A 20,732-nucleotide genomic window follows, 5' to 3' on the forward strand; every position below is an offset into this window, starting at 1 on the left:
CAACGCGCGATTCAACGCACATTTCAGCGCTAGCTTCAGCTCGCTTCAGCGCTTGCGTTGGCGTTTACTTCACCTTGATCGCACTCTTGACCTGGCTCACGCCGTCCACGCTCTTTGCCAGGCGCACCGCCTTGTCGGCGTCAGCCTTATTGTCGACAAAACCGCTGAGCATGACGACGCCTTTTTCAGTTTCCACGTGGATCGCCATCGCGCTCAATTCCGGCTCCTTGAACAGGTCGGCCTTGACCTTGGTGGTAATGACCGAGTCGGCAACCACTTTGCCGCTGCGGCTGGCAGCGTCCGCCGTCTTGTCGGCCATGCGGTCCGTTGCGCCGTCAGTCTTGATGGTGGCGCGGTCGGTGGCCGCTCCCGTACGGTCGGCAACGCGGTCAACGGCGCGTCCAGTCTTGTCGGCAACGATAGCGGCCGCGTTCTTGGTTTTTTGCACAGCGGTTTCCGCCACGCTTTCGGTCTTTTGGCCCACCGTTGCGGCCCCGTCGCGGGTATTGGCTGCGGCGTTGGCAACCGAGCGGTCCTTGTTGTCGATCAGGCAGCCGGTGCTCGGTTTGCCTGCGATCTGGGCACACTTGTCTACGGCAGCCGCCTTGGCCGGCTCGCGCGTCTGGGTATTGGCGACCAGGCCTTTGTCGTCCACGCGGGCAGTGGCGGCAACGCGGGTATCGCGGTCTGCCTTGGCGTCGGCCAGCGCAGCGGTGTGGACCGACGTGGCCGTCGCCATGCAACTATCCTTGTCGGCGCCGGTCATGGCGGCGCACTTGACCTTGGCCAGCGCGTGCTCGGCATGGGCCAGCGCATTGCGCGCGGAAGTGCGCGCCTTCAGCGTGTTGTTGTGCTCGGTTACGGCGTCCAGATTGGTGTGGGCGCGCGCCACCTTGGCTTCTTCGAGGCACGTCGATTTTTCATTGCCCGTGCTGCCGGTGCATTGCGCGGTGGCGGCCTTGTAGTCGGCCGCTGCCTTTTGTGTCACGGTTTTGTAGCTTGCGCTGTCGGCTTTGCCGTCTTGCTGTGCGGCGTAGGCGCCCGAAAAGGCGAGGGTCAGTGCGGCGGCGAGCAGGGTAGCTTTAAATGGTTGCATAGTGTGGTCTCTTTGTTTGTGGTTGTCGGTACAACATTTAACAACCAGCAGCGGAGCCATTCTGTGCGAGAACGTACATACCGGGACAATTAGCGGCGATTATCCCGACAGCAGCGCGCTAGTCGTCGCTCAGCAAACCGGCGCGCCAGAGCACGCCGGCCGCGTCGAACGGCGTTGCCGCCTGCTTGAACACGCCGCCGTCTGCGGCCAGGCTGGCCCAGGCGCGCGTGTCGTGGGCGCCGCCCGCTGCCGGCTGCTCGGCGCGCACTGCGGCCAGCCAGGCATACACCGGGCCGTAGCTGTCCGCATGGAAACGCTGGGTCCAGGCCAGCGCGACCATGTCGGCAAAGCCCTCCTCGCGCCGGCTGTCGCGCAGCGCGGCCGATTCGCCCGCCGGCCCGCTAGCCGGTGCCGCCGCCGTTTCGGTAAATCCGGTTGGCAAGGCGTGCCACGCACCTTGCGCATAACGCCAGCAGTGGCCCACTTCATGGGCCGCCATCGCTTCCATCAACACGCCGCGCTGTTCTTGCGGCACGCTGTCCAGCAGTTTTTCGGCGTCCGGATTGCCGCGCATCGACAACACCAGTTTGCACCGCCCATCCATGAAACCCACAGCCAGCGGCACGTCGCTCGGGCGCGCCCGCGGTTGCACAATGATGTCGATGGGAAGCTTGAGGCGCTGGGCGTAGGCCAGCACGGGCGCAGCTGCTTTCAGCCAGCGCGTTTCGATCTCGGTCAGCTGCGCGCCGGCGTGGGCCAGCGCGGGTACTGTGGTGATCGCGGCGAACAACATCTGCTTGAACATGGGATGCTCCGGTCGAGTCTATAAATGCCTATCGGCAATTTTATAGTCGTCTGCACCCCATTTTACGAAATATATTTCTTTGTGGAAAAATATTCACACGGGTTCAAGTGGAATTGAGCCCGCCCGCTACTTACAAGCTTTCCCATTCGTCAGCATCCGATCTGGAATTGACAATCTTGCGCTGCGGCGCAGCCTGGCGTTGCACGGGCCGGGCACGCGCCGGAACCCGCAGCAACTGCGACGGCGCGGCGGCCCGCTCTTCGTGACCCAGCGTGAACACGCTTACCACCTGCGCCAGCGCCTGCGCCTCGTCCTTCAGGGCTGCCGACGCGGCCGTGGCCTGCTCCACCAGGGCCGAATTTTGCTGGGTCACTTCATCCATCTGGCCAATCGCCCGGTTCACCTGCTCGATGCCGGCGGTCTGTTCGGCGCTGGCATGGCTGATCTCGGCCATGATGTCGGTCACCCGCTTCACGCTAGAAACAATTTCCTGCATCGTGCTGCCAGCTTCATCAACCAGTTTCGCGCCCACTTCGACCCGTTCGACCGAACTGCCGATCAGCGCCTTGATTTCGTGCGCCGCCGCCGCCGAGCGCTGCGCCAGGTTGCGCACTTCGGCCGCGACCACCGCAAAGCCGCGCCCTTGCTCGCCGGCGCGCGCCGCCTCTACCGCCGCGTTAAGCGCCAAAATATTGGTTTGAAACGCAATGCCGTCGATGACGCCGATGATGTCCACGATTTTCTTCGACGATTCATTAATCGAGGCCATCGTGTCGACCACCTGCGCCACCACCGCGCCACCCTTGACGGCCACGGCCGACGCGGAAACGGCCAGCGTGTTGGCTTGGCGCGCGTGCTCGGCATTCTGGCGCACGGTGCCGGTCAGTTCTTCCATCGACGAGGCGGTTTCTTCCAGCGTGCTGGCCTGGGTTTCGGTGCGTGCCGACAAGTCCATATTGCCGGCTGCAATTTCGCTCGAGGCCGTGGTGATGGTCACGGTGCCGGCCCGCACCTGGGCCACGATGGACACCAGGTTGTCGCGCATGCCTTTCATGGCGTACAGCAAGCTGGCGCTGTCGTTGACTTTGGTATCAATCTGCACCGCCAGGTTGCCGGCCGCAATGCTGCCCACGATGGCGGCCGCGTAGTCGGGCTGCCCGCCCAGCTGGCGCAACAGACCGCCACTGATGTACCAGGCCGCCATTGAGCCGACCGCCACCGCAATGGCGCACAACACCACCATCCACAGCAAAAAGGTGCTGGCAAGGTTGGATGCCTTACCGGCCTCGACGGCGTTCAGTTTTTCTTCCAGGTCGATCAGGCGGTTGACGCTGGCGAGCCATTCAACAAACGCTGGCGCGGCCTGGGCCGAGAGCAAGGCTGCGGCCTCGGCATTGGCTGGTGCAATGGGTGCAACCGGTGCAGCCGGCGCGCCTGCCTGTGCGGTGGGAGCGGTCTCGGCCGACAACAGCGTTGCAGGGGCCGGCGCAGGCTCGGGCGCGGCCAGACGCAGTGCAATCACGCTGGCAATCAAAGGCTGGGTCTTGCGCTCGCTGTCCTTGATGCCGGCCAGCGCCGCTTTTTCCTCGGCACTGGTATCGGTGCGGGCAGCAAACAATTCATCGAGCGGCGCGGCCGAGCGGGCGTAATTGTCGGCCAGCTTCTTGATCAGTTCAACATGGGGTGCGGCAGCGCCGGCATCGGCCGCCAGCACCACGTCGCGCAAGGCAATGGCCCGGTCATGCACGCTGCCGCGGAAATTGATCGCGTAGCGCTGTTTGACGTTATTGACCTGGTTGATCTGGTTCAGGCTCATTTCAATCCCGCGCACGCGCGAAATCGCCATCGCCGAGAGCAGCATGATAAGAATAAATACACCGCCAAAGCCGATTGCCAGGCGTGTCCCAATGGTCATGCTCGATGTCTTCATCTGTATCCCGCGTGAGTTTAAATTCCTAAAAGAAACCTTAGCATGCTTCACAGCACGCACGCGAAGCACAATGACGAAGCGATTGAACGTTTCGCACGGACGATATCAAGAAAACAAAAAACCACGGCATTCCGTGGTTTTTTGACCCTGCTTTACCATCAAGCTGTTAGCAAATTATTACTTTGCCGTCAGCGTGGCGGCCGTGCTGAACGCTGGCCGTATATCGTTGGGCACCACCTTCATCTTGTCGAGCGCCTTTTGCACGTCGGGACGGATGACGATGTATTTAGTCATCAATTCCTTGGCGCGCGCATAGTCGCCGGTCGCTTCGATCGTGAGGAACTCGCGGTTCAAGTCGATCACGCCCTGCTTGACCTTCTTGAAGTCGGTCGAGAACGTACCGTCGCCGTGCGAGATGAAAGCGCCCTTGTCGAGCAGATAATTGAGCTGGATCGCCATGCCGCGCGCGTGCGAATCGGTCAGGCCGAAATGCAGCGTGCGGAAAGCCGACGCCAGGAAGGTGTTGTACAGCTTGCGTTCGGCAGCCGCGCCCTGCCCCAGCGTGTCCTTGAGCTGGCCCTTGTCCATCATGTAGCCCAGCGCCCACAGGCCGGCCATGTCGGCCTTGGCTTCCTCGATGGTCGAATAGGCTTCCTTCAAGTCCTGGCGCGGCGTCGATTGCTTGCCGTTCACCTTGGTCATGTGCGGGCCCAGGCCGTGCGTGATTTCATGGGCCAGGATATGCGTGAAAAACGAATCGAAATCGAGGTCGGCCTGCGCTTCCGGGCGCAATACCAGTTTGGCGATCGGCGTGAGGGTCGACGTAAACTTCGCTTCCTGTATGTTCTTGAGCATGACGCGCTTGGAACCGCGCTGGCTGATGATGCGCTCGTCGTTGGGCAGGTTGTAGGCAGCCGTCTGTACACCCATGTTGCCGTCGCCCGCGCCATACACCTGGTTGACCACGACCATTGGGGCCTGGGCGCCCACTTTCGGATTGCGGTATTGCTTATCGAGCGGCAGGTGGTCTTCCAGCTCCTGCATGTGCTTGCTGAAGAAGTCGAGCTTCTGGCTCTCCTTCTGGTCTTTGATATTGACGTAGGCTTCGAACGCGGCCTTGTAGCCGAACAGCTCGTCGTTATACGTTTCGTACGGGCCGATGGTGATGTCGACCGGCGCATCGAGGTCCATCCATGCAAAGTCGGACGCCAGGTAGTCGTTCGACAGGAAGGCGTCGGCGCGCAGGGTCAGGAATTTTTTCAGCGAGGCGTTGTCGGTGGCGGCAGCCGCTTCGCGCAGCAGCTTGGCCAGCTTGGTCAGGTCGGCCTTGTATTCATCGGCATACTTGACGGTCTTGAACTTGCCGTCGGCCCCGGCGCGGATGGTCGTGAAGAACCACTGCGCCTGTTCCTTGTCCTTGGGCGCGAGGCCGTTCATCCATGCTTCCAGGGCGCTCTTGGTGGCGCCGGCCGGATAAAAGTTCGCGCCTTCCGGCTTTTTGGCGGGGATCTTGATCCCCTTGAAGTCGGCCGGCATGAACGACTGGTTATCGTCCAGGATGGACCAGGGGCCCTTGTTGACCCAGAAGTAGTCCAGGCGCGCCTTGCCCAGCGGCGTGGTATCTTTTTTGAGCACGGCCCACAGCGCTTCGTTGCCGGACCAGCGCTGGCGCAGCTGCAGCACGTCGACAATTTTCGCCGCTTCGATCAGTTTGGCGATGGCGGCCTTGTCGCCGGGCGACAGGGCCGAGATGTCGGCGCTCAGCTCGACCGGGGCGTAGCGGCGCGTCATCACGCCAAGTTCGCCGACAGTGGCCACGCGCGGGGCGGCCACGGCTGCGGTGTCAGAAGCGGCGGCCGAAGCGCCGAGCAAAAGGAGGAAGGGAACGAGCAGCGTCTTCATGGGTCCTTGTGATTGAGATGGCAATGACACGCATTGTAATCCCACCGGGGCCGGCGCAGGCATCGGGGCTGTCGCCGTACGCGTGGGGGACTTTTGCCGGGCAGGACTTGCAATCATGCGCGACGACGAAAACCGGACCCACATCGTCTCCCGCGCAAGGCCGTAGCGGAGGGGGGCGCAGTGAAGCAGAATCACATCGTCCTCGCGCACGCGGGGACCCATGGAACGGTTGCTCAGTTGAACCGTTCCATAGGTCCCCGCCTGCGCGAGGACGATGTCGTTTCAGTTTTCGAGTTGCCAAATATCGCAATTGTTTGCGCAGTCAACTGCTCGCAAGGCGCCCTGCAGTCGCCTGCTTACTTGCTGTTGGCAATCGTCGCCACCGGCGCCTGCGGCGTCCAGCCCGCCCCGAGCGAGCGCGCCACCGCCACCGTCGCCAGCAGGCGCTGGGTGCGGATCTGCGCCGTCGTGCGGTCCGCCGCCAGCGAACTGCGCTGCGCATCCGTCACTTCCAGGTAGCTCGACAAGCCGCGCTCATAGCGCGCATTGGCCACCAGTACCGCGCGCGCCGCCGCCTGCTGCGAGCCGGCCTGCACCTCGCCCTGCATCTGGCGCTGCTTCACATCCGACAGCGCGTCTTCCACTTCACGCAGCGCCGTCAGCAGGCGCGTCTCGTGGTTCGCCAGCGCCTCGCCATAGCGCGCTTTCGACAAGGCCAGGTTGGCCTTGTTACGCCCGCCATCGAAGATTGGCAGCGACAACGCCAGCGGCCCGACCGAAAACTGGCGCGCCCCGCTCCTGGCCAGGTCCGACAGGCTCTCGGACGCGAAACCGAAGTTGCTGGTGAGCGTGAGCGACGGATAAAACGCGCCCTCGGCCACGGCCACATTGGCGTTGGCCGCGCGCAGCAGCGCCACGCTGGCGGCCAGGTCCGGGCGCTGCGACAGCAAGCTGGCGGGCAGGCCCACGGGAATGACGGGCGGCTCCGGCAGCGTGGTGCCGGTCAAGCTTGCAATCAGCGGCGCCGACGGCGAGACGCCGGTCAGCACGGCCAGGCCGTTTTCGAGCAGATTGCGCTGACGCTGCACCTCCACCAGATCGGCTTGCGCATTCGAGCGCTCCACACGCGCGCGCGCCACGTCAAGTTCGTTGGTCAAGCCACCGTTGTAGCGCGCCTCGATCACCTGCAGCGCTTCGCCGCGCGTACCGAGCGCCTGCTTGAGGATCGCCATCTCGGCATCCATGCCGCGCAGCTGCCAGTAGGTGCTGGCCACTTGCGCCGACAGCAGCAAGATCACGCCGTCACGGTCGTTCTGGGTTGCCAGGGCCTGGGCGTCGGCCGCTTCCACCACGCGCCGAACGCGTCCCCACAGGTCCATCTCGTACGAGAGCGACGCGCCCACGGTGTAGTTGTTGCCTTCGATCGAACGCCCACCCAGCGCCAGCGCCTGCGACGTGAACTGCGACGAGCGCGAATTGGCGACCGAGGTGCCCAGGTTGACGCTCGGGCCTTGCGCGGCGCGCAAGGTGGAAAGCTGCGCCTGCGCCTGCAGCAGGCGCTGCGCGCTCGCTTTCACGCCCGGGTTGTCGCGCACGGCGCGCGTTTCCAGCTCGTTGAGCGTGGCGTCGTTGAACACGGTCCACCACTGGGCCGGCAGACGCGCGCTGTCAACGCTGGCGCCGCCATTGCGCCAGCCCGGTGCGGACACGCCGGGCGGAGCGACGAAGTCGGCGCCGATGGTGGTGCAGCCGGACAGCGCGAGCAGCGCGCACAAGATCAGCGGTCGAGAAAAAGGCGTCATGGGAACTCTCCGTACTTATTAGTGGGCGCCGGCGCTGGCGCCGGATGGTGCTTGGACTTTATCGGCGAGCATCAGCACGGCAACGCAGCCGAACAAAAATACCGCCATGATCACAAAGCCGTCGTTATAGGCCATTACGTACGCTTCGCGCCGGATGATGCGGTCGATCGCAGCCAGCGCCTGCTGGCCGGCGGCCACGGCGTCAACTCCCCTGGCCATGAAGGCACTGGTCAGCTGGTCCAGCCGCAGCTGGGTGGCCGGCGCCAGCGACGACACCGATTCGCCGATCACGGCCGAATGAAAGTGCTCGCGGTTGGTGAGCATGGTGCCGAGCATTGCAATGCCGATCGAGCCGCCCAGATTGCGCGTCATGTTGAACAGGCTGGACGCGGAGGCGGTATCGCGCTCGCTGATGTGATGCATGGCGAACTGCGACAGCGTGAGCATGATGAAAGGCTGGCCCAGCGCGCGCACCACCTGCGACCAGAACAGCTGGTCGTAGCCGGTAGTGGCGTCCATGTGCGCGTTCATCAGGCACGAAATGCCAAACAGCGTCAGGCCGAAGGCGCACAGGATGCGGTTGTCGACCTTGGACGAGAGGATCGCGGCGAACGGCATGATGAACAGCTGCGGCAGGCCGGCCCACATGATGACCAGGCCAATCTGGGTCGGCGTGTAGCCGGCGATCTGGCCCAGGTACAGCGGCAGCAGGAACGAGGAACCATACAGGCCCATGCCGATAACGGCCGAGAGCACCGTGGCGACCAAGAAGTTGCGCTGCCCATACAGGCGCAGGTTCACGAACGGCTCCGGACGGCTCATGCTGGTGTACACCCAGCCCAGAATGCCGAACAGCGCCAGGCCCGCAAAGGTGATGATGAAGCTCGAATCGAACCAGTCTTTCGAGTTGCCTTCTTCGAGCATGATGGTGAGGGAGCCGAGGCCCACGGCCATCAGCGCGATGCCGAGCCAGTCGGCATTGGCCAACAGCTTCAAGCGCCGCGGTTGCGCGTCCAGGCCCCACCAGATGCCGAAAATGAGCAAGATGCCGGGCACCCAGTTGATGTAGAAAATGGTCGGCCAGCCGTAGATCTCGGCCAGGTAGCCGCCCACGGTCGGGCCCATCGATGGCGCCAGCGTGGCGGTCAGGCCAAAAATGGCCATGCCGGCCGCACGCTTGGACGGCGGCAGCTTGGCCATGACGAGCGTGAGGGCCATGGGAATGAGCGCGCCGCCGGTAAAGCCTTGCAGCGCGCGGAACACGATCATGCTCTCGAGGTTCCAGGCGGCGCCGCACAGCGTGGAAAACACCAGGAACAGCGCAGTGGTGCCCATGATATATCCGCGCAGCCCGAACACCTGCGTCAGGAGCGCCGTCATGGGAATGACGACAATTTCGGCGCACAGGTAGGCGGTCGAAATCCACGAGCCTTCTTCCTGGGTGGCCGAAAGCGAACCGAGAATGTCGCGCAGCGACGAGTTGGTGATCTGGATGTCGAGCACCGCCATGAAGGCGCCGAGCATCCCGGCGGCCACCGCGATCCAGGTGCGCAGGTCGACATGCTCGGATGGCGCCGCGCGCGCCGGCGCGGCGCCACCGTGAAGTGTTGTGCTCGGTGTTGTGCTCGAACTGGTCATGGCGTGCTCTTAGCGGGCAGCTGGCGCGGTTTGATTGAGTTCAATTTCGGCCATCGCCGACATGCCCGGCACCAGGCGGCCTTTGAGGGCCTTGATGTCTTCCGGGCGCAGCACGATCTTGACCGGCACGCGCTGGACGATCTTGGTGAAGTTGCCGGTGGCGTTATCGGCCGGCAGCAGCGCGAACTGGTTGCCCGAGGCCGGCGAAAAGCTCTCCAGGCGGCCGATCAAAGGCTGCTTGGGCAGCGCATCGATGAGGACCTTGACGGCCTGGCCGCTATGCAGGCCACCCAACTGGGTTTCCTTGAAATTGGCGGTAATCCAGACTTCTTCCTGCACGATGGCGGCCAGCTGCTGCCCGGCCTGCACGCGCGCGCCCACTTCCACGCTGCGCCGGCCCAGGCGACCGTCCACCGGCGCGACGATCCTGTTGTAGCCAAGCTGCTGCTTCGCATCCTTTAACTGCGCCTGCAGTACCTTGATCTGGGCCTTGACGACGTCGCGCGCGGCGCCGGCGGCGCTGATCTGCGCCTGCGCAGCTTCGGCGTTGCCGCGGCGCGCGGCCAGGTCGGCCTTGGCGCCGGCGCGGCTGGCGTTGGCCGCGTCCACTTCGGCCTTCGATACCGCTTTCATGGTGCTGCTATAGAGCTGGCCGAAACGCTCGGCATCCTGGTTGGCGCGCACCAGCAGCGCCTGCGACTGCGCGACCTGCGCGCTGGCGGCCCCCGCCTGGGCGCGCACTTGCGCCACCTGCGCGTCGGCCTGGATCACCTGCTGCTGGGCGCTGCCGATCTGCGCCTCGATTTGTTCAACCTTGACACGCTGGTCGGCCGGATCGAGTTCGGCGATGACGTCACCCGCCTTGACCGCCTGGTTGTCTTCTACCAGCACCTTGGTGACGACGCCGCCGATGCGCGACGAGACCGGGTGGACGTGTCCGGCCACATAGGCGTTTTCAGTCTCCACGAAATGGCTGCTGTGGTACCACATCTTGGCGCCGAAGCCCAGTGCCACCAGCGCAATGACGGCAATGATGCCGCGCGCACGCCAGTTCGGCGGCGTCGCGGCCGGCTCGGTGGCGGGTGGCACGGGAGCGAGTTGGCTCAACTCCGCTTTGCTTTGCGTCTGGGACATGGCACTACTCCGAAATGAAATGGGGTTCGAGCATTATATTCATTCCTTAAAGCAAGTCAAGAAATGAAACGGTTGCATTTCATTTTATTTTACCTTAAAGTGCGTGCCATGATAAAAGCAGCAGGACGCCCGCGCGCCGCCGACCTCGAGGCGCGCAACAAAAATCTGATCACGAAGGCAGGGCAGCTATTCCTGGAGCTGGGATATGGCAAGGTCAGCCTGGAGTGCATCGCCCGCGAAGCGCATGTGGCAGTGCGCACTATTTACGTCAAGTTCGGGGGCAAGGCAGGCTTGTTCAAGGAAGTGTTGATCGCCAACCGCGGCCGTTTTATTTCACCGCACGAGATGGAAACCGACCTGCGTCCGATGAAAGAAGTGATCGGCGAATTCAGCGAACATTTTCTGGCCATGATCACGGCACCCGAAGCGCTGGCCGTGCAGCGCATGGTCGTTGCCGAAGCGAAGAACAATCCGGAATTGGCGCATTCGTTTTATGACGCCGGGCCACGCCAGTCGCGCGACATGCTGGCGCACTATTTCGCCAGGCCCGATATCCGCGCGCAATTGCGCGACGACCTGGAGATGGAGCTGATACCGCCTTTCCTGATCAACTGCGTAATAGGTGATTTTTTTTCGCGCTTCCTGTTCGATCCGGCGACCGAGCAGCGCGCGCAAGTCAATGCCCGGCTGCACCAGCGCCTTGCACTGTTCTACCACAGCGTAATGCGCGCGCCTAAAGACGCTTGAGGCCCGCAAGGCGAACTGGTCGAACGTGCGTCAGCGCACCGAGCACTAGTTCATGTTCTGGCAATCTATAGTCTTTCGAGGAGGTCATATGAGCAAGTCCGCTCGTTACGAATGGCGCGACCAGCAGGCCGCGCTCAATGAACGCATGAAAGGGTTTTTGGCCAACCCGAGTACCGAGCAAATGGAAGCCATGCTTGCCGAACTGCGCGCCTATGCCGACGCTGCCCGCAGTGGCAATTTGGAGATTCCAACCACGTGGACCAGCTACAGCTAATCAAAAAGAAACAACAGCCACGACGCTGTTCTGGCGCTTTGTAAAGCGCAGCATCATCAGAAACTGAAAAAGGGAAGCGTGAGCTTCCCTTTTTTTGCCGTGCCATCGAGGGCGCCCCACATCGGGCGCGCGCATGCTGCGGCGATGTGAGGTCCCTTGCTTTTCGCGTACTAGCGCTTGCGCATCGGCGGCAGATCGGTGCACACACCCTTGTACACTTCGGCGGCCATGCCGATCGATTCGCCCAAGGTCGGATGCGGGTGAATCGTCTTGCCAATATCGACGCCGTCGGCGCCCATCTCGATCGCCAGCGCGATTTCGCCGATCATGTCGCCTGCATGCGTGCCCACGATGCCGCCACCGACAATCCGGTGCGTCTCGGCGTCAAACAGCAGCTTGGTGAAGCCTTCGTCGCGGCCATTGGCAACGGCGCGTCCGCTGGCAGCCCACGGGAAGTGGCCTTTTTCCAGCTTGATGCCCTGCGCCTTGGCTTCGTCTTCGGTAATGCCAACCCACGCCACTTCCGGATCGGTGTAGGCCACCGATGGAATCACGCGCGCGTCGAAGAAGGCCTTTTCGCCGTGCGCCGCTTCGGCCGCCACGTGCGCCTCATGCACCGCCTTGTGCGCCAGCATCGGCTGGCCCACCAGGTCGCCGATGGCGAAGATATGCGGCACATTGGTGCGCATCTGGGCGTCGACCGGAATGAAGCCGCGCTCCGTCACCGTCACGCCGGCCTTGTCGGCGGCGATCTTCTTGCCGTTCGGGCTGCGGCCAACGGCCACCAGCACCAGGTCGTAGAGCTGCGGCTCGGGCGCCTTGGCGCCCGCTTCGGCAGCTTCGAACGACACCTTGATGCCTTCGGCCAGCGCCTCCACCGCGACCGTTTTGGTCTTTGTGAAGATGTTGTCGAAGCGCTTTTCGTTGAACTTTTGCCAGACCTTGACCATGTCGCGGTCGGCCCCTTGCATCAAGCCGTCAAGCATTTCAACGACGTCGATGCGCGCGCCCAGCGTGGAATACACGGTCGCCATTTCGAGACCGATGATGCCCCCGCCAATGACCAGCATGCGCTTGGGGATCTGGCGCAGTTCGAGCGCGCCGGTGGAGTCGACGATGCGCGGATCTTCCGGCACGAACGGCAGGTTCACCACCGACGAACCGGCGGCGATGATCGCCTTCTGGAACGCGATGACTTTCTTGCTGCCGTCTTGCGCCGTCACCTCGAGATGGTTGGCGCTGACAAAGCTGCCCACGCCCTGCACCACATTGACCTTGCGCGCCTTGGCCATGCCGGCCAGCCCGCCGGTCATCTTGGTGATGACCTTGTCCTTGTAGGCGCGCAGCTGGTCGATGTCGATTTCAGGCTTGGCAAAGCTGATGCCATGCTTGGCCATGCCGGCCGTTTCATCGATCACGGCCGCCACGTGCAGCAGCGCCTTCGATGGAATGCAGCCCACGTTCAGGCACACGCCACCTAACGCCGCGTAGCGCTCGACCAGCACCGTGTTCATGCCCAGATCGGCCGAACGGAAGGCCGCCGAATAGCCACCGGGGCCGGCGCCGAGGACCATCATCTCGCATTCGATGTCGACCTTGCCGTCGTACTTGGCCATGGTGGGCGCCGGTGTTGCCGACGCTGCCACGGGCGCTGCGTCGGGACGCGCCGGCGCCTGGGATTCGGCTGGCGCCGAGGCCGGGGCCGCCCCTGCCGCTGTTACTGGCGCCGCCGGCGCGGCAGCTGCAGCGCCGGCGCCCTCTTCCACCACCAGCAGGATCGAGCCTTCGGCCACCTTGTCGCCCACCTTGATTTTCAATTCCTTGACCACGCCTGCATGGGTCGACGGAATCTCCATGCTGGCCTTGTCGGATTCGACCGTAATCAAGGACTGGTCGACCTTGATCGTGTCGCCAACCTTGACCATCAGCTCGATTACTTCCACTTCCTTGAAGTCGCCGATATTCGGGACCTTGACGTCTGTGCTCATCGTTCGGTCTCCTTATAACAGTGACTTGCGCAGATCCGACATGACTTCTGCCAGGTATGCGGTAAAGCGCGCGGCCATGGCGCCGTCGATGACGCGGTGGTCGTACGACAGCGACAGCGGCAGCATCAGACGCGGCTGGAAGGCAGCGCCGTCCCACACCGGCTTCATGGCCGACTTGGACAGGCCGAGGATGGCCACTTCAGGCGCGTTGATGATCGGCGTGAAGGCCGTGCCGCCAATGCCGCCCAGCGACGAAATGGTGAAGGTCGCGCCCTGCATGTCGGCCGGCTTGAGCTTGCCGTCGCGCGCTGCGCCCGACAGTTCGCCCATTTCGACGGCGATCTGCGAGATCGATTTCTTGTCGGCGTCCTTGATTACCGGGACCATCAGGCCGTTCGGCGTGTCGGCCGCAAAGCCGACGTTGTAGTACTGCTTGAGGATCAGGTTGGCGCCGGTCTCGTCGATCGACGAATTGAAAGCGGGGTATTTTTTCAGCGCAGCGACACTGGCCTTGATCACAAAGGCGAGCATGGTCAGCTTGACGGTCGACTTGGACTTGGCCAGCGCCGCGTTGGAATCGACGCGGAACTGTTCGAGGTCGGTCACGTCGGACTCGTCAAACTGCGTCACGTGCGGGATCATCACCCAGTTGCGGTGCAGGTTGGGTCCGCTGATCTTCTTAATGCGCGACAGCGCCAGCAGTTCGGTCGGGCCGAATTTGCTGAAGTCGAGCGACGGCCACGGCAGCAAATCGAGGCCGACGCCGCTGCCGCCTTTGGCCGCAGCAGTGCCGTTGCCAGGCGAAGCGCTCGCCATCACGCCCTTGACGAAACCTTGCACGTCTTGCTGGGTGATGCGGCCTTTGGGACCGCTGCCGGCGATGCGGGTCAGGTCGACGCCAAGTTCGCGCGCGAATTTGCGAATCGATGGCGATGCGTGGGCCTTGGCGTTCGATGTGGCGGGTGCCGCTGGCGCTGCCGCCGGTGCTGCAGCTGGAGCCGGCGCTGCTGCAACTGGCGCTGGTGCTGCTGCCGCTGGTGCCGGTGCCGCAGCCGCTGGTGCCGCCGCTGCCGGTGCTGCCGGTGCTGCTTCTGCCGGCGCTGCCGCATCGGATGCTTCAAGAATCAGCAACAGCGATCCTTCGGCGATCTTGTCGCCCATCTTGATGCGCAATTCCTTGACCACGCCGGCATGACTGGACGGGATTTCCATGCTGGCCTTGTCCGACTCGACAGTGACCAGCGACTGGTCAACCTTGACGGTGTCGCCCGGCTTGACCATTAATTCAATGACTTCGACTTCCTTGAAGTCGCCGATATCCGGGACTTTGACTTCCACTATGCTCATAGCTGCTCCGTTCTTATTCGCGTTCTTATTGGTTTAGGCACACGCAACACATCGTCCTCACGTACCTGGGGACCCATAAAACCTTCGGTCTACGCAACCGTTCCATGGGCCCCCGCTTGCGCGAGGGCGATGTGGTGGCGGTTCTTATTGCGTCACTGGATTTGGCTTGTTCGGATCGATGCCGTACTTGGCGATGGCGTCAGCCACCACCGAGGTGGCGATCGCGCCTTCGTCGGCCAGCGCCTTGAGCGCCGCCACCACGATGTAATGGCGATTGACCTCGAAGAATTCACGCAGCTTGACGCGGCTGTCGGAACGCCCGAAACCGTCGGTGCCCAGCACCTTGTAGGTGCGCCCTTTTGGCATGAATGCGCGGATCTGCTCGGCGAACAAACGCATGTAGTCGGTGGTGGCGATGATCGGACCGGTCGTCTTTTCCATCAGCGACGTCACATACGGTGAACGTTGCTCGCCGGTCGGGTTGACCATGTTCCAGCGCTCGGCGTCCTGGCCGTCACGGGCAATCAGGGTGAGCGATGGCGCGGACCAGACGTCGGCGGCGATGCCGAAATCCTGCTCCAGCAATTGCGCCGCGAAGATCGACTCGCGCAAGATGGTGCCCGAACCGACCAGCTGCACGCGCTGCTGGGCGTCGGCCTTGCCTTCCTGGAGCAGGTACATGCCTTTCAGGATGCCTTCTTCGCTACCGGCCTTCATGCCAGGCATCGGGTAGTTCTCGTTCATCAGGGTGATGTAGTAGAACACGTCTTCCTGGTTGGCCACCATGCGGCGCAGGCCATCCTGAATGATGACCGCCACTTCGTGACCGAAGGTCGGGTCATACGGCAGGCAGTTCGGAATCGTGGCCGCCATTACGTGGCTGTGGCCATCTTCGTGCTGCAAGCCTTCGCCGTTGAGCGTGGTGCGCCCGGCGGTGCCGCCCATCAGGAAGCCGCGTGCGCGCATGTCGCCCGCCGCCCAGGCCAAATCGCCAATGCGCTGCATGCCGAACATCGAGTAGAAGGTGTAGAACGGGATCATGATGCGGTTGTTGGTCGAGTACGACGTCGCCGCGGCAATCCACGAGCTCATGCCGCCTGCCTCGTTGATCCCTTCCTGCAGGATCTGGCCGGCCTTGTCTTCGCGGTAGTACATGACCTGGTCTTTATCCACCGGCTCGTACAACTGCCCTTGCTGGTTGAAGATGCCGATCTGGCGGAACAAGCCTTCCATGCCGAAGGTACGCGATTCGTCGACCAGGATCGGCACGATGCGCTGGCCCAGGTTCGGGTCGCGCAGCAGCGTGGAAATGATGCGCACATACGCTTGCGTGGTCGAAATTTCACGCCCTTCCGGGGTGGCGTCGAGCACGTTCTGGAATGCCGACAGCGCAGGCACCGGCAGCGTTTCGGCCGCTTGCGGACGGCGCTGCGGCAGGTAGCCGCCCAGCGCTTCGCGGCGCTTGTGCAGGTACACCATTTCAGGGGCGTCGTCGGCCGGCTTGAAGAACGGAATTTCGGCCAGCTTGTCGTCAGGAATCGGGATGCCGAAACGGTCGCGCATTTCGCGGATGGCTTCGTCGTCGAGCTTCTTGGTCTGGTGCGCGGTATTGCGCGCTTCGCCGGACTTGCCCATGCCAAAGCCCTTGACGGTCTTTACCAGCAGGACGGTCGGCGTGCCCTTGTTTTCTTGCGCGATCTTGAAAGCGGCGTAAATCTTGTGCGGATCGTGACCGCCGCGGGTCAGGCGCCAGATGTCGTCGTCGGTCATGTTGGCGACCATTTTCAACAACTCCGGGTGCTTGCCGAAGAAGTGCTTGCGCACGTAGGCGCCGTCTTTGGCCTTGTAGTTCTGGTATTCGCCGTCAACGGTTTCCATCATCACGCGCTGCAAGATGCCATCCTTGTCCTTGGCCAGCAGGGCATCCCAGCCCGGGCCCCAGATGACCTTGACGACATTCCAGCCGGCGCCGCGGAAGTCCGCTTCGAGTTCCTGGATGATCTTGCCGTTGCCGCGTACCGGACCGTCCAGGCGCTGCAGGTTGCAGTTGACGACCATCACCAGGTTGTCGAGACGCTCCCGCGCGGCCATGCCGATCGCGCCCATCGATTCCGGCTCGTCCATTTCGCCATCGCCGCAAAAGACCCAGACCTTGCGGTTTTCAGTGTCGGCGATCGAGCGTGCATGCAGGTACTTCAGAAAGCGCGCCTGGTAGATCGCCATCAGCGGGCCCAGGCCCATTGAGACGGTCGGAAACTGCCAGAACGTTGGCATCAATTTTGGGTGCGGGTAGGACGACAAGCCCTTGCCGTCGACTTCACGGCGGAAGTTCAGCAACTGGTCTTCGGACAGGCGTCCTTCCAAAAAGGCGCGCGCATAAATACCGGGCGAAGAGTGACCTTGAATATACAGCAGGTCGCCGCCGTGGTCGGCCGACGGGGCGCGCCAGAAGTGGTTAAAGCCAATTCCGAGCATGTTGGCGAGCGACGCGAAGCTGGAAATGTGGCCGCCCAAGTCGCCGTCGGCGCGGTTGGCCTTGACCACCATGGCCATCGCGTTCCAGCGCATCCACGAGCGCAGGCGCTCTTCGTACTCGAGGTTGCCGGGGCAATGCTCTTCGAGGTGGGTGGGGATGGTGTTGACGTAGGCGGTATTGCTGGAAAATGGGATATGGGCGCCGCGGCGGCGTGCCAGGTCGACCAGTCGTTCCATCAGGTAATGGGCGCGTTCAGGCCCTTCGTTGTCGATGACGGCCTCGAGCGCCTCCAGCCATTCCTTGGTTTCGAGGGTATCGGGATCGTTGGCGGCCTGGGCCGTCAACTGGTCGAGTTGAGCTGACATTAATGCGTCTCCTTTGTTGGCGCCCGAAATCATGTACGAGCGGTTTTGCTGACAATTTATCATTACCCAAAATTAGTGCGTGAATTCTAACAGTGTTTTTATAGTTTTTCAAATTACGATATCGTGTTTCATATTGTGGAATATACCCAGGATTCTCCTTGCCGTGCACCGGCGTATTTAAGCCCCTCCCCACCGCCAACGCGCGCACCGCTTTATAATCTCGACTCCCCCTGCAACCGGCTAGCTAATCATGTCCGCACAACTGATCGATGGTGTCCTCCTCTCCCAACAACTGCGCACCGAAATCGGCCGCCGCGCCGGCGCGCTGAGCGCCAAGGGCAAACAGCCCGGCCTGGCCGTCATTTTGGTAGGCGAAGACCCGGCCAGCCAGGTGTACGTGCGCAACAAGGTCAAGGCGTGCGCCGATGTCGGTTTTCACTCCCTGCTCGAAAAATACGACGCCGATCTCACCGAGGCGGCCCTGTTAGACCGCATCGCCGCATTAAATGCTGACCCGGCGATCCACGGCATTTTGGTGCAGATGCCTTTGCCAAAGCACATCAACCCGCACAAGGTCATTGAAGCGATCTCGACCTCCAAAGACGTGGATGGCTATTCCGTCCTGTCCGCCGGCGAACTGATGACGGGCCTGTCGGGTTTCCGCCCGTGCACGCCGTACGGCTGCATGAAGCTGATCGAAAGCACCGGCTACGATCTGCGCGGCAAGCATGCCGTCGTGATCGGCCGCAGCAACACGGTCGGCAAACCAATGGCGCTGCTGCTCTTGCACGCGAACGCCAGCGTCACCATCTGCCATAGTGCGACACCGGACCTGGCTTACCACACGCGCCAGGCCGACGTCATCGTGGCCGCGGTGGGCCGGCGCAACACGCTGACCGCCGACATGGTCAAGCCGGGCGCCATCGTGATCGACGTGGGCATGAACCGCGACGAGAACGGCAAGCTGTGCGGCGATGTCGATACGGCAAACGTGCGTGAAATAGCCGCGCACATTACGCCCGTTCCCGGCGGCGTGGGCCCGATGACGATTACCATGCTGTTAATGAACACGGTCGAAGCGGCCGAGCGGACCTGAGCCGTTTGGCGGGCCGCAACTGAACAACCAGGAGAGAACATGCATACCGACACCACCAATCCCCTCCTCGACTTTAGCGGCCTGCCGCGTTTCGATGCCATCGCGCCGCAGCACGTGGCGCCGGCGATCGAACAATTGATCGCCGAGGCCAGCAGCGTGCTGAGCGCGCTCGAACAACCGTCCACCAACGTGACCTGGAAAAACTTCGTCACGCCGCTGGAAAACACCACCGAGCGCCTGGGCCGCGCCTGGGGCATCGTCGGCCATTTGAATGCCGTCGTCGACACCCCCGAACTGCGCGCCGCCTACAACGAGAACCAGCCGCGCGTGACCGAATTCTGGACCGCGCTGTCGCAAAACGAGACGCTGTTCGGCAAGTACAAGGCCATCAAGGCCAGCGAGGCCTACGCGGCGCTGTCGCCAGCGCGCAAGAAAATCATCGAGAACGCCCTGCGCGACTTCCGCCTGGGCGGCGCCGAACTGTCGGCCGACAAGAAGGAACGCTTTGCAGCGATCCAGGAACAGCACGCGGCCGTCTCCACCCGTTTTTCCGAGAACGTGCTCGACGCCACCAATGACTACAAGCTGCTGGTGGCCGACGAAGCCGACCTGGCGGGCCTGCCCGCCGACGCAAAGCAGGCGGCGCGCGCCGCCGCCGAAGCCGACGGCAAGAGCGGCTACCAGTTCACGCTGCACTTCCCTTCTTACTTCCCGGTCTTGCAGTTCGCCGACAAGCGCGACTTGCGCGAAACCATGTACCGCGCCAGCGCCACCAAGGCGTCCGACATGGGCAGCGTGTTCAGTCAGCTTGAAAACTGGGATAACACCAACAATATTTCCACGCTGCTCAAGCTGCGCGACGAAGAAGCCAAGTTGCTTGATTACCGCAACTTCGCCGAAGTGTCGCTGGTGCCAAAAATGGCGCAAAGCCCGGAACACGTGATTGCCTTCCTCGAAGACCTGGCCCGGCGCGCGCGCCCGTTCGCCGAGCAAGACCTGGCCGAGCTGCGCACCTTTGCCCGGACCGAACTGGGTATCGAACAACTCGAAGCCTGGGACCAGGCCTACGCCTCGGAAAAGCTGCGCGAGCGCCGCTACGCTTTTTCGGCCCAGGAAGTGAAGGAATACTTCCCGGAGTCAAAAGTCATCGACGGCTTGTTCCAGTTGGTGCAAAGCCTGTTCTCGGTCCAGATTGCGCCGGATACGGCGCCCACCTGGCATCCCGACGTGCGCTTTTACCGCATCGAGCGCGACGGCAAGCTGGTCGGCCAGTTCTACCTGGACCTGTACGCGCGCAGCGGCAAGCGTCCCGGCGCCTGGATGGATGACGCGCGCGGGCGCCGCAGCGAGACGGGCGGCACCCTGCAAACGCCGGTCGCCTACCTGACGTGCAACTTTACGTCGCCGGCCACGGTCGACGGCGTGCAGCAGCCATCGCTGTTTACGCATGACGAAGTGACCACGCTGTTCCACGAGTTCGGCCACGGCCTGCACCACATGCTTACGCAAGTTGACGAACTGTCGGTGTCCGGTATTTCGGGCGTTGAATGGGATGCCGTCGAATTGCCGTCGCAATTCATGGAAAACTTTTGCTGGGAATGGGAAGTCCTGCAAAACATGACGTCGCACGTCAAAACCGGGGAACCCTTGCCGCGCGCCTTGTTCGACAAGATGACAGCGGCGAAAAATTTCCAATCCGGCATGCAAACGCTGCGCCAAGTGGAATTCTCGCTGGTCGACATGCATTTGCATTTTGATTACGATCCGACCAGTTCCAAGGCCGTTCAAGACTTGATCAACGAAGTTCGCGCCAAGTTCTCGGTCATGACGCCGCCCCCGTTCAACCGATTCCAACACTCTTTCGGACATATCTTTGCAGGTGGGTATGCCGCCGGGTACTATAGCTACAAGTGGGCAGAAGTCTTGTCCGCCGATGCCTACGCCGCCTTCGAAGAGGCGGTGGCGGCCGGCGGTGGGACATTGTCCGAGGACACCGGCAAGCGGTTTCAACAAGAGATCCTCGCAGTCGGTGGTTCGCGCCCGGCGCTCGAATCGTTCAAGGCCTTCCGCGGCCGCGAACCGAGCATCGACGCGCTGTTGCGCCACAGCGGCATGCAAGCCTGAGCGTGCCC

At 62.6% G+C, this 20,732-nt stretch carries 13 protein-coding genes and 1 pseudogene; 4 read left to right on the top strand and 10 right to left on the bottom strand.

The window, feature by feature from the left end:
* Nucleotides 1-64 precede the first annotated feature (64 nt).
* The 7 genes from ACP7BV_RS08230 to ACP7BV_RS08260 form a co-directional block, all read right to left on the bottom strand.
* Nucleotides 65-1,096 (bottom strand): BON domain-containing protein, encoded by a 1,032-nt coding sequence (locus ACP7BV_RS08230; protein ID WP_426103320.1) that lies wholly within the window; start codon nucleotides 1,094-1,096, stop codon nucleotides 65-67.
* Between the two features lie 118 nt (nucleotides 1,097-1,214).
* Nucleotides 1,215-1,901, bottom strand: a complete 687-nt coding sequence (locus ACP7BV_RS08235) for a hypothetical protein (protein WP_426103321.1) — start codon at nucleotides 1,899-1,901, stop codon at nucleotides 1,215-1,217.
* A gap of 130 nt (nucleotides 1,902-2,031) precedes the next feature.
* On the bottom strand, nucleotides 2,032-3,816 hold the full coding sequence (locus ACP7BV_RS08240) for a methyl-accepting chemotaxis protein (RefSeq protein WP_426103322.1): 1,785 nt from the start codon (nucleotides 3,814-3,816) through the stop codon (nucleotides 2,032-2,034).
* A gap of 192 nt (nucleotides 3,817-4,008) precedes the next feature.
* On the bottom strand, nucleotides 4,009-5,733 hold the full coding sequence (locus ACP7BV_RS08245; RefSeq protein ID WP_426103323.1) for a dipeptidyl-peptidase 3 family protein: 1,725 nt from the start codon (nucleotides 5,731-5,733) through the stop codon (nucleotides 4,009-4,011).
* Between the two features lie 356 nt (nucleotides 5,734-6,089).
* Nucleotides 6,090-7,535, bottom strand: coding sequence for an efflux transporter outer membrane subunit (locus ACP7BV_RS08250; protein ID WP_426103324.1), 1,446 nt, complete (start codon nucleotides 7,533-7,535; stop codon nucleotides 6,090-6,092).
* Between the two features lie 18 nt (nucleotides 7,536-7,553).
* Nucleotides 7,554-9,173, bottom strand: a complete 1,620-nt coding sequence (locus ACP7BV_RS08255; RefSeq protein WP_426103325.1) for a DHA2 family efflux MFS transporter permease subunit — start codon at nucleotides 9,171-9,173, stop codon at nucleotides 7,554-7,556.
* Nucleotides 9,174-9,182: 9 nt separating this feature from the next.
* The gene (locus ACP7BV_RS08260; protein ID WP_426103326.1) at nucleotides 9,183-10,307 is read right to left on the bottom strand and encodes an HlyD family efflux transporter periplasmic adaptor subunit; all 1,125 of its coding nucleotides are present in this window, start codon (nucleotides 10,305-10,307) and stop codon (nucleotides 9,183-9,185) included.
* Between the two features lie 108 nt (nucleotides 10,308-10,415).
* On the opposite strand from ACP7BV_RS08260, the gene ACP7BV_RS08265 reads away from it, so the two are divergent.
* Nucleotides 10,416-11,054 (top strand): TetR/AcrR family transcriptional regulator, encoded by a 639-nt coding sequence (locus ACP7BV_RS08265; protein WP_426103327.1) that lies wholly within the window; start codon nucleotides 10,416-10,418, stop codon nucleotides 11,052-11,054.
* Nucleotides 11,055-11,142: 88 nt separating this feature from the next.
* On the top strand, nucleotides 11,143-11,328 hold the full coding sequence (locus ACP7BV_RS08270) for a hypothetical protein (RefSeq protein WP_426103328.1): 186 nt from the start codon (nucleotides 11,143-11,145) through the stop codon (nucleotides 11,326-11,328).
* A 170-nt stretch (nucleotides 11,329-11,498) separates the two neighbouring features.
* On the opposite strand, the gene lpdA is transcribed toward ACP7BV_RS08270, so the two are convergent.
* From lpdA to aceE, 3 genes and pseudogenes are all read right to left on the bottom strand, one after another.
* A complete protein-coding gene (gene lpdA / locus ACP7BV_RS08275) occupies nucleotides 11,499-13,316 on the bottom strand; it encodes a dihydrolipoyl dehydrogenase (RefSeq protein ID WP_426103329.1) in 1,818 nt (605 codons plus the stop codon).
* A gap of 12 nt (nucleotides 13,317-13,328) precedes the next feature.
* Nucleotides 13,329-14,675: pseudogene (gene aceF, locus ACP7BV_RS08280) on the bottom strand (dihydrolipoyllysine-residue acetyltransferase); the annotation flags it as partial.
* A gap of 132 nt (nucleotides 14,676-14,807) precedes the next feature.
* Nucleotides 14,808-17,504, bottom strand: coding sequence for a pyruvate dehydrogenase (acetyl-transferring), homodimeric type (gene aceE / locus ACP7BV_RS08285; RefSeq protein WP_426103330.1), 2,697 nt, complete (start codon nucleotides 17,502-17,504; stop codon nucleotides 14,808-14,810).
* Nucleotides 17,505-17,754: 250 nt separating this feature from the next.
* Between aceE and folD the strand changes: the two genes are divergently transcribed.
* Complete coding sequence (gene folD, locus ACP7BV_RS08290; RefSeq protein ID WP_426103331.1) at nucleotides 17,755-18,600, top strand: bifunctional methylenetetrahydrofolate dehydrogenase/methenyltetrahydrofolate cyclohydrolase FolD; 846 nt, start codon at nucleotides 17,755-17,757, stop codon at nucleotides 18,598-18,600.
* A gap of 39 nt (nucleotides 18,601-18,639) precedes the next feature.
* Nucleotides 18,640-20,724, top strand: coding sequence for a M3 family metallopeptidase (locus tag ACP7BV_RS08295; protein ID WP_426103332.1), 2,085 nt, complete (start codon nucleotides 18,640-18,642; stop codon nucleotides 20,722-20,724).
* Nucleotides 20,725-20,732: the final 8 nt, after the last annotated feature.

The organism is Massilia sp. TSP1-1-2, assembly GCF_049896185.1.
Classification (GTDB): domain Bacteria; phylum Pseudomonadota; class Gammaproteobacteria; order Burkholderiales; family Burkholderiaceae_D; genus Telluria_A.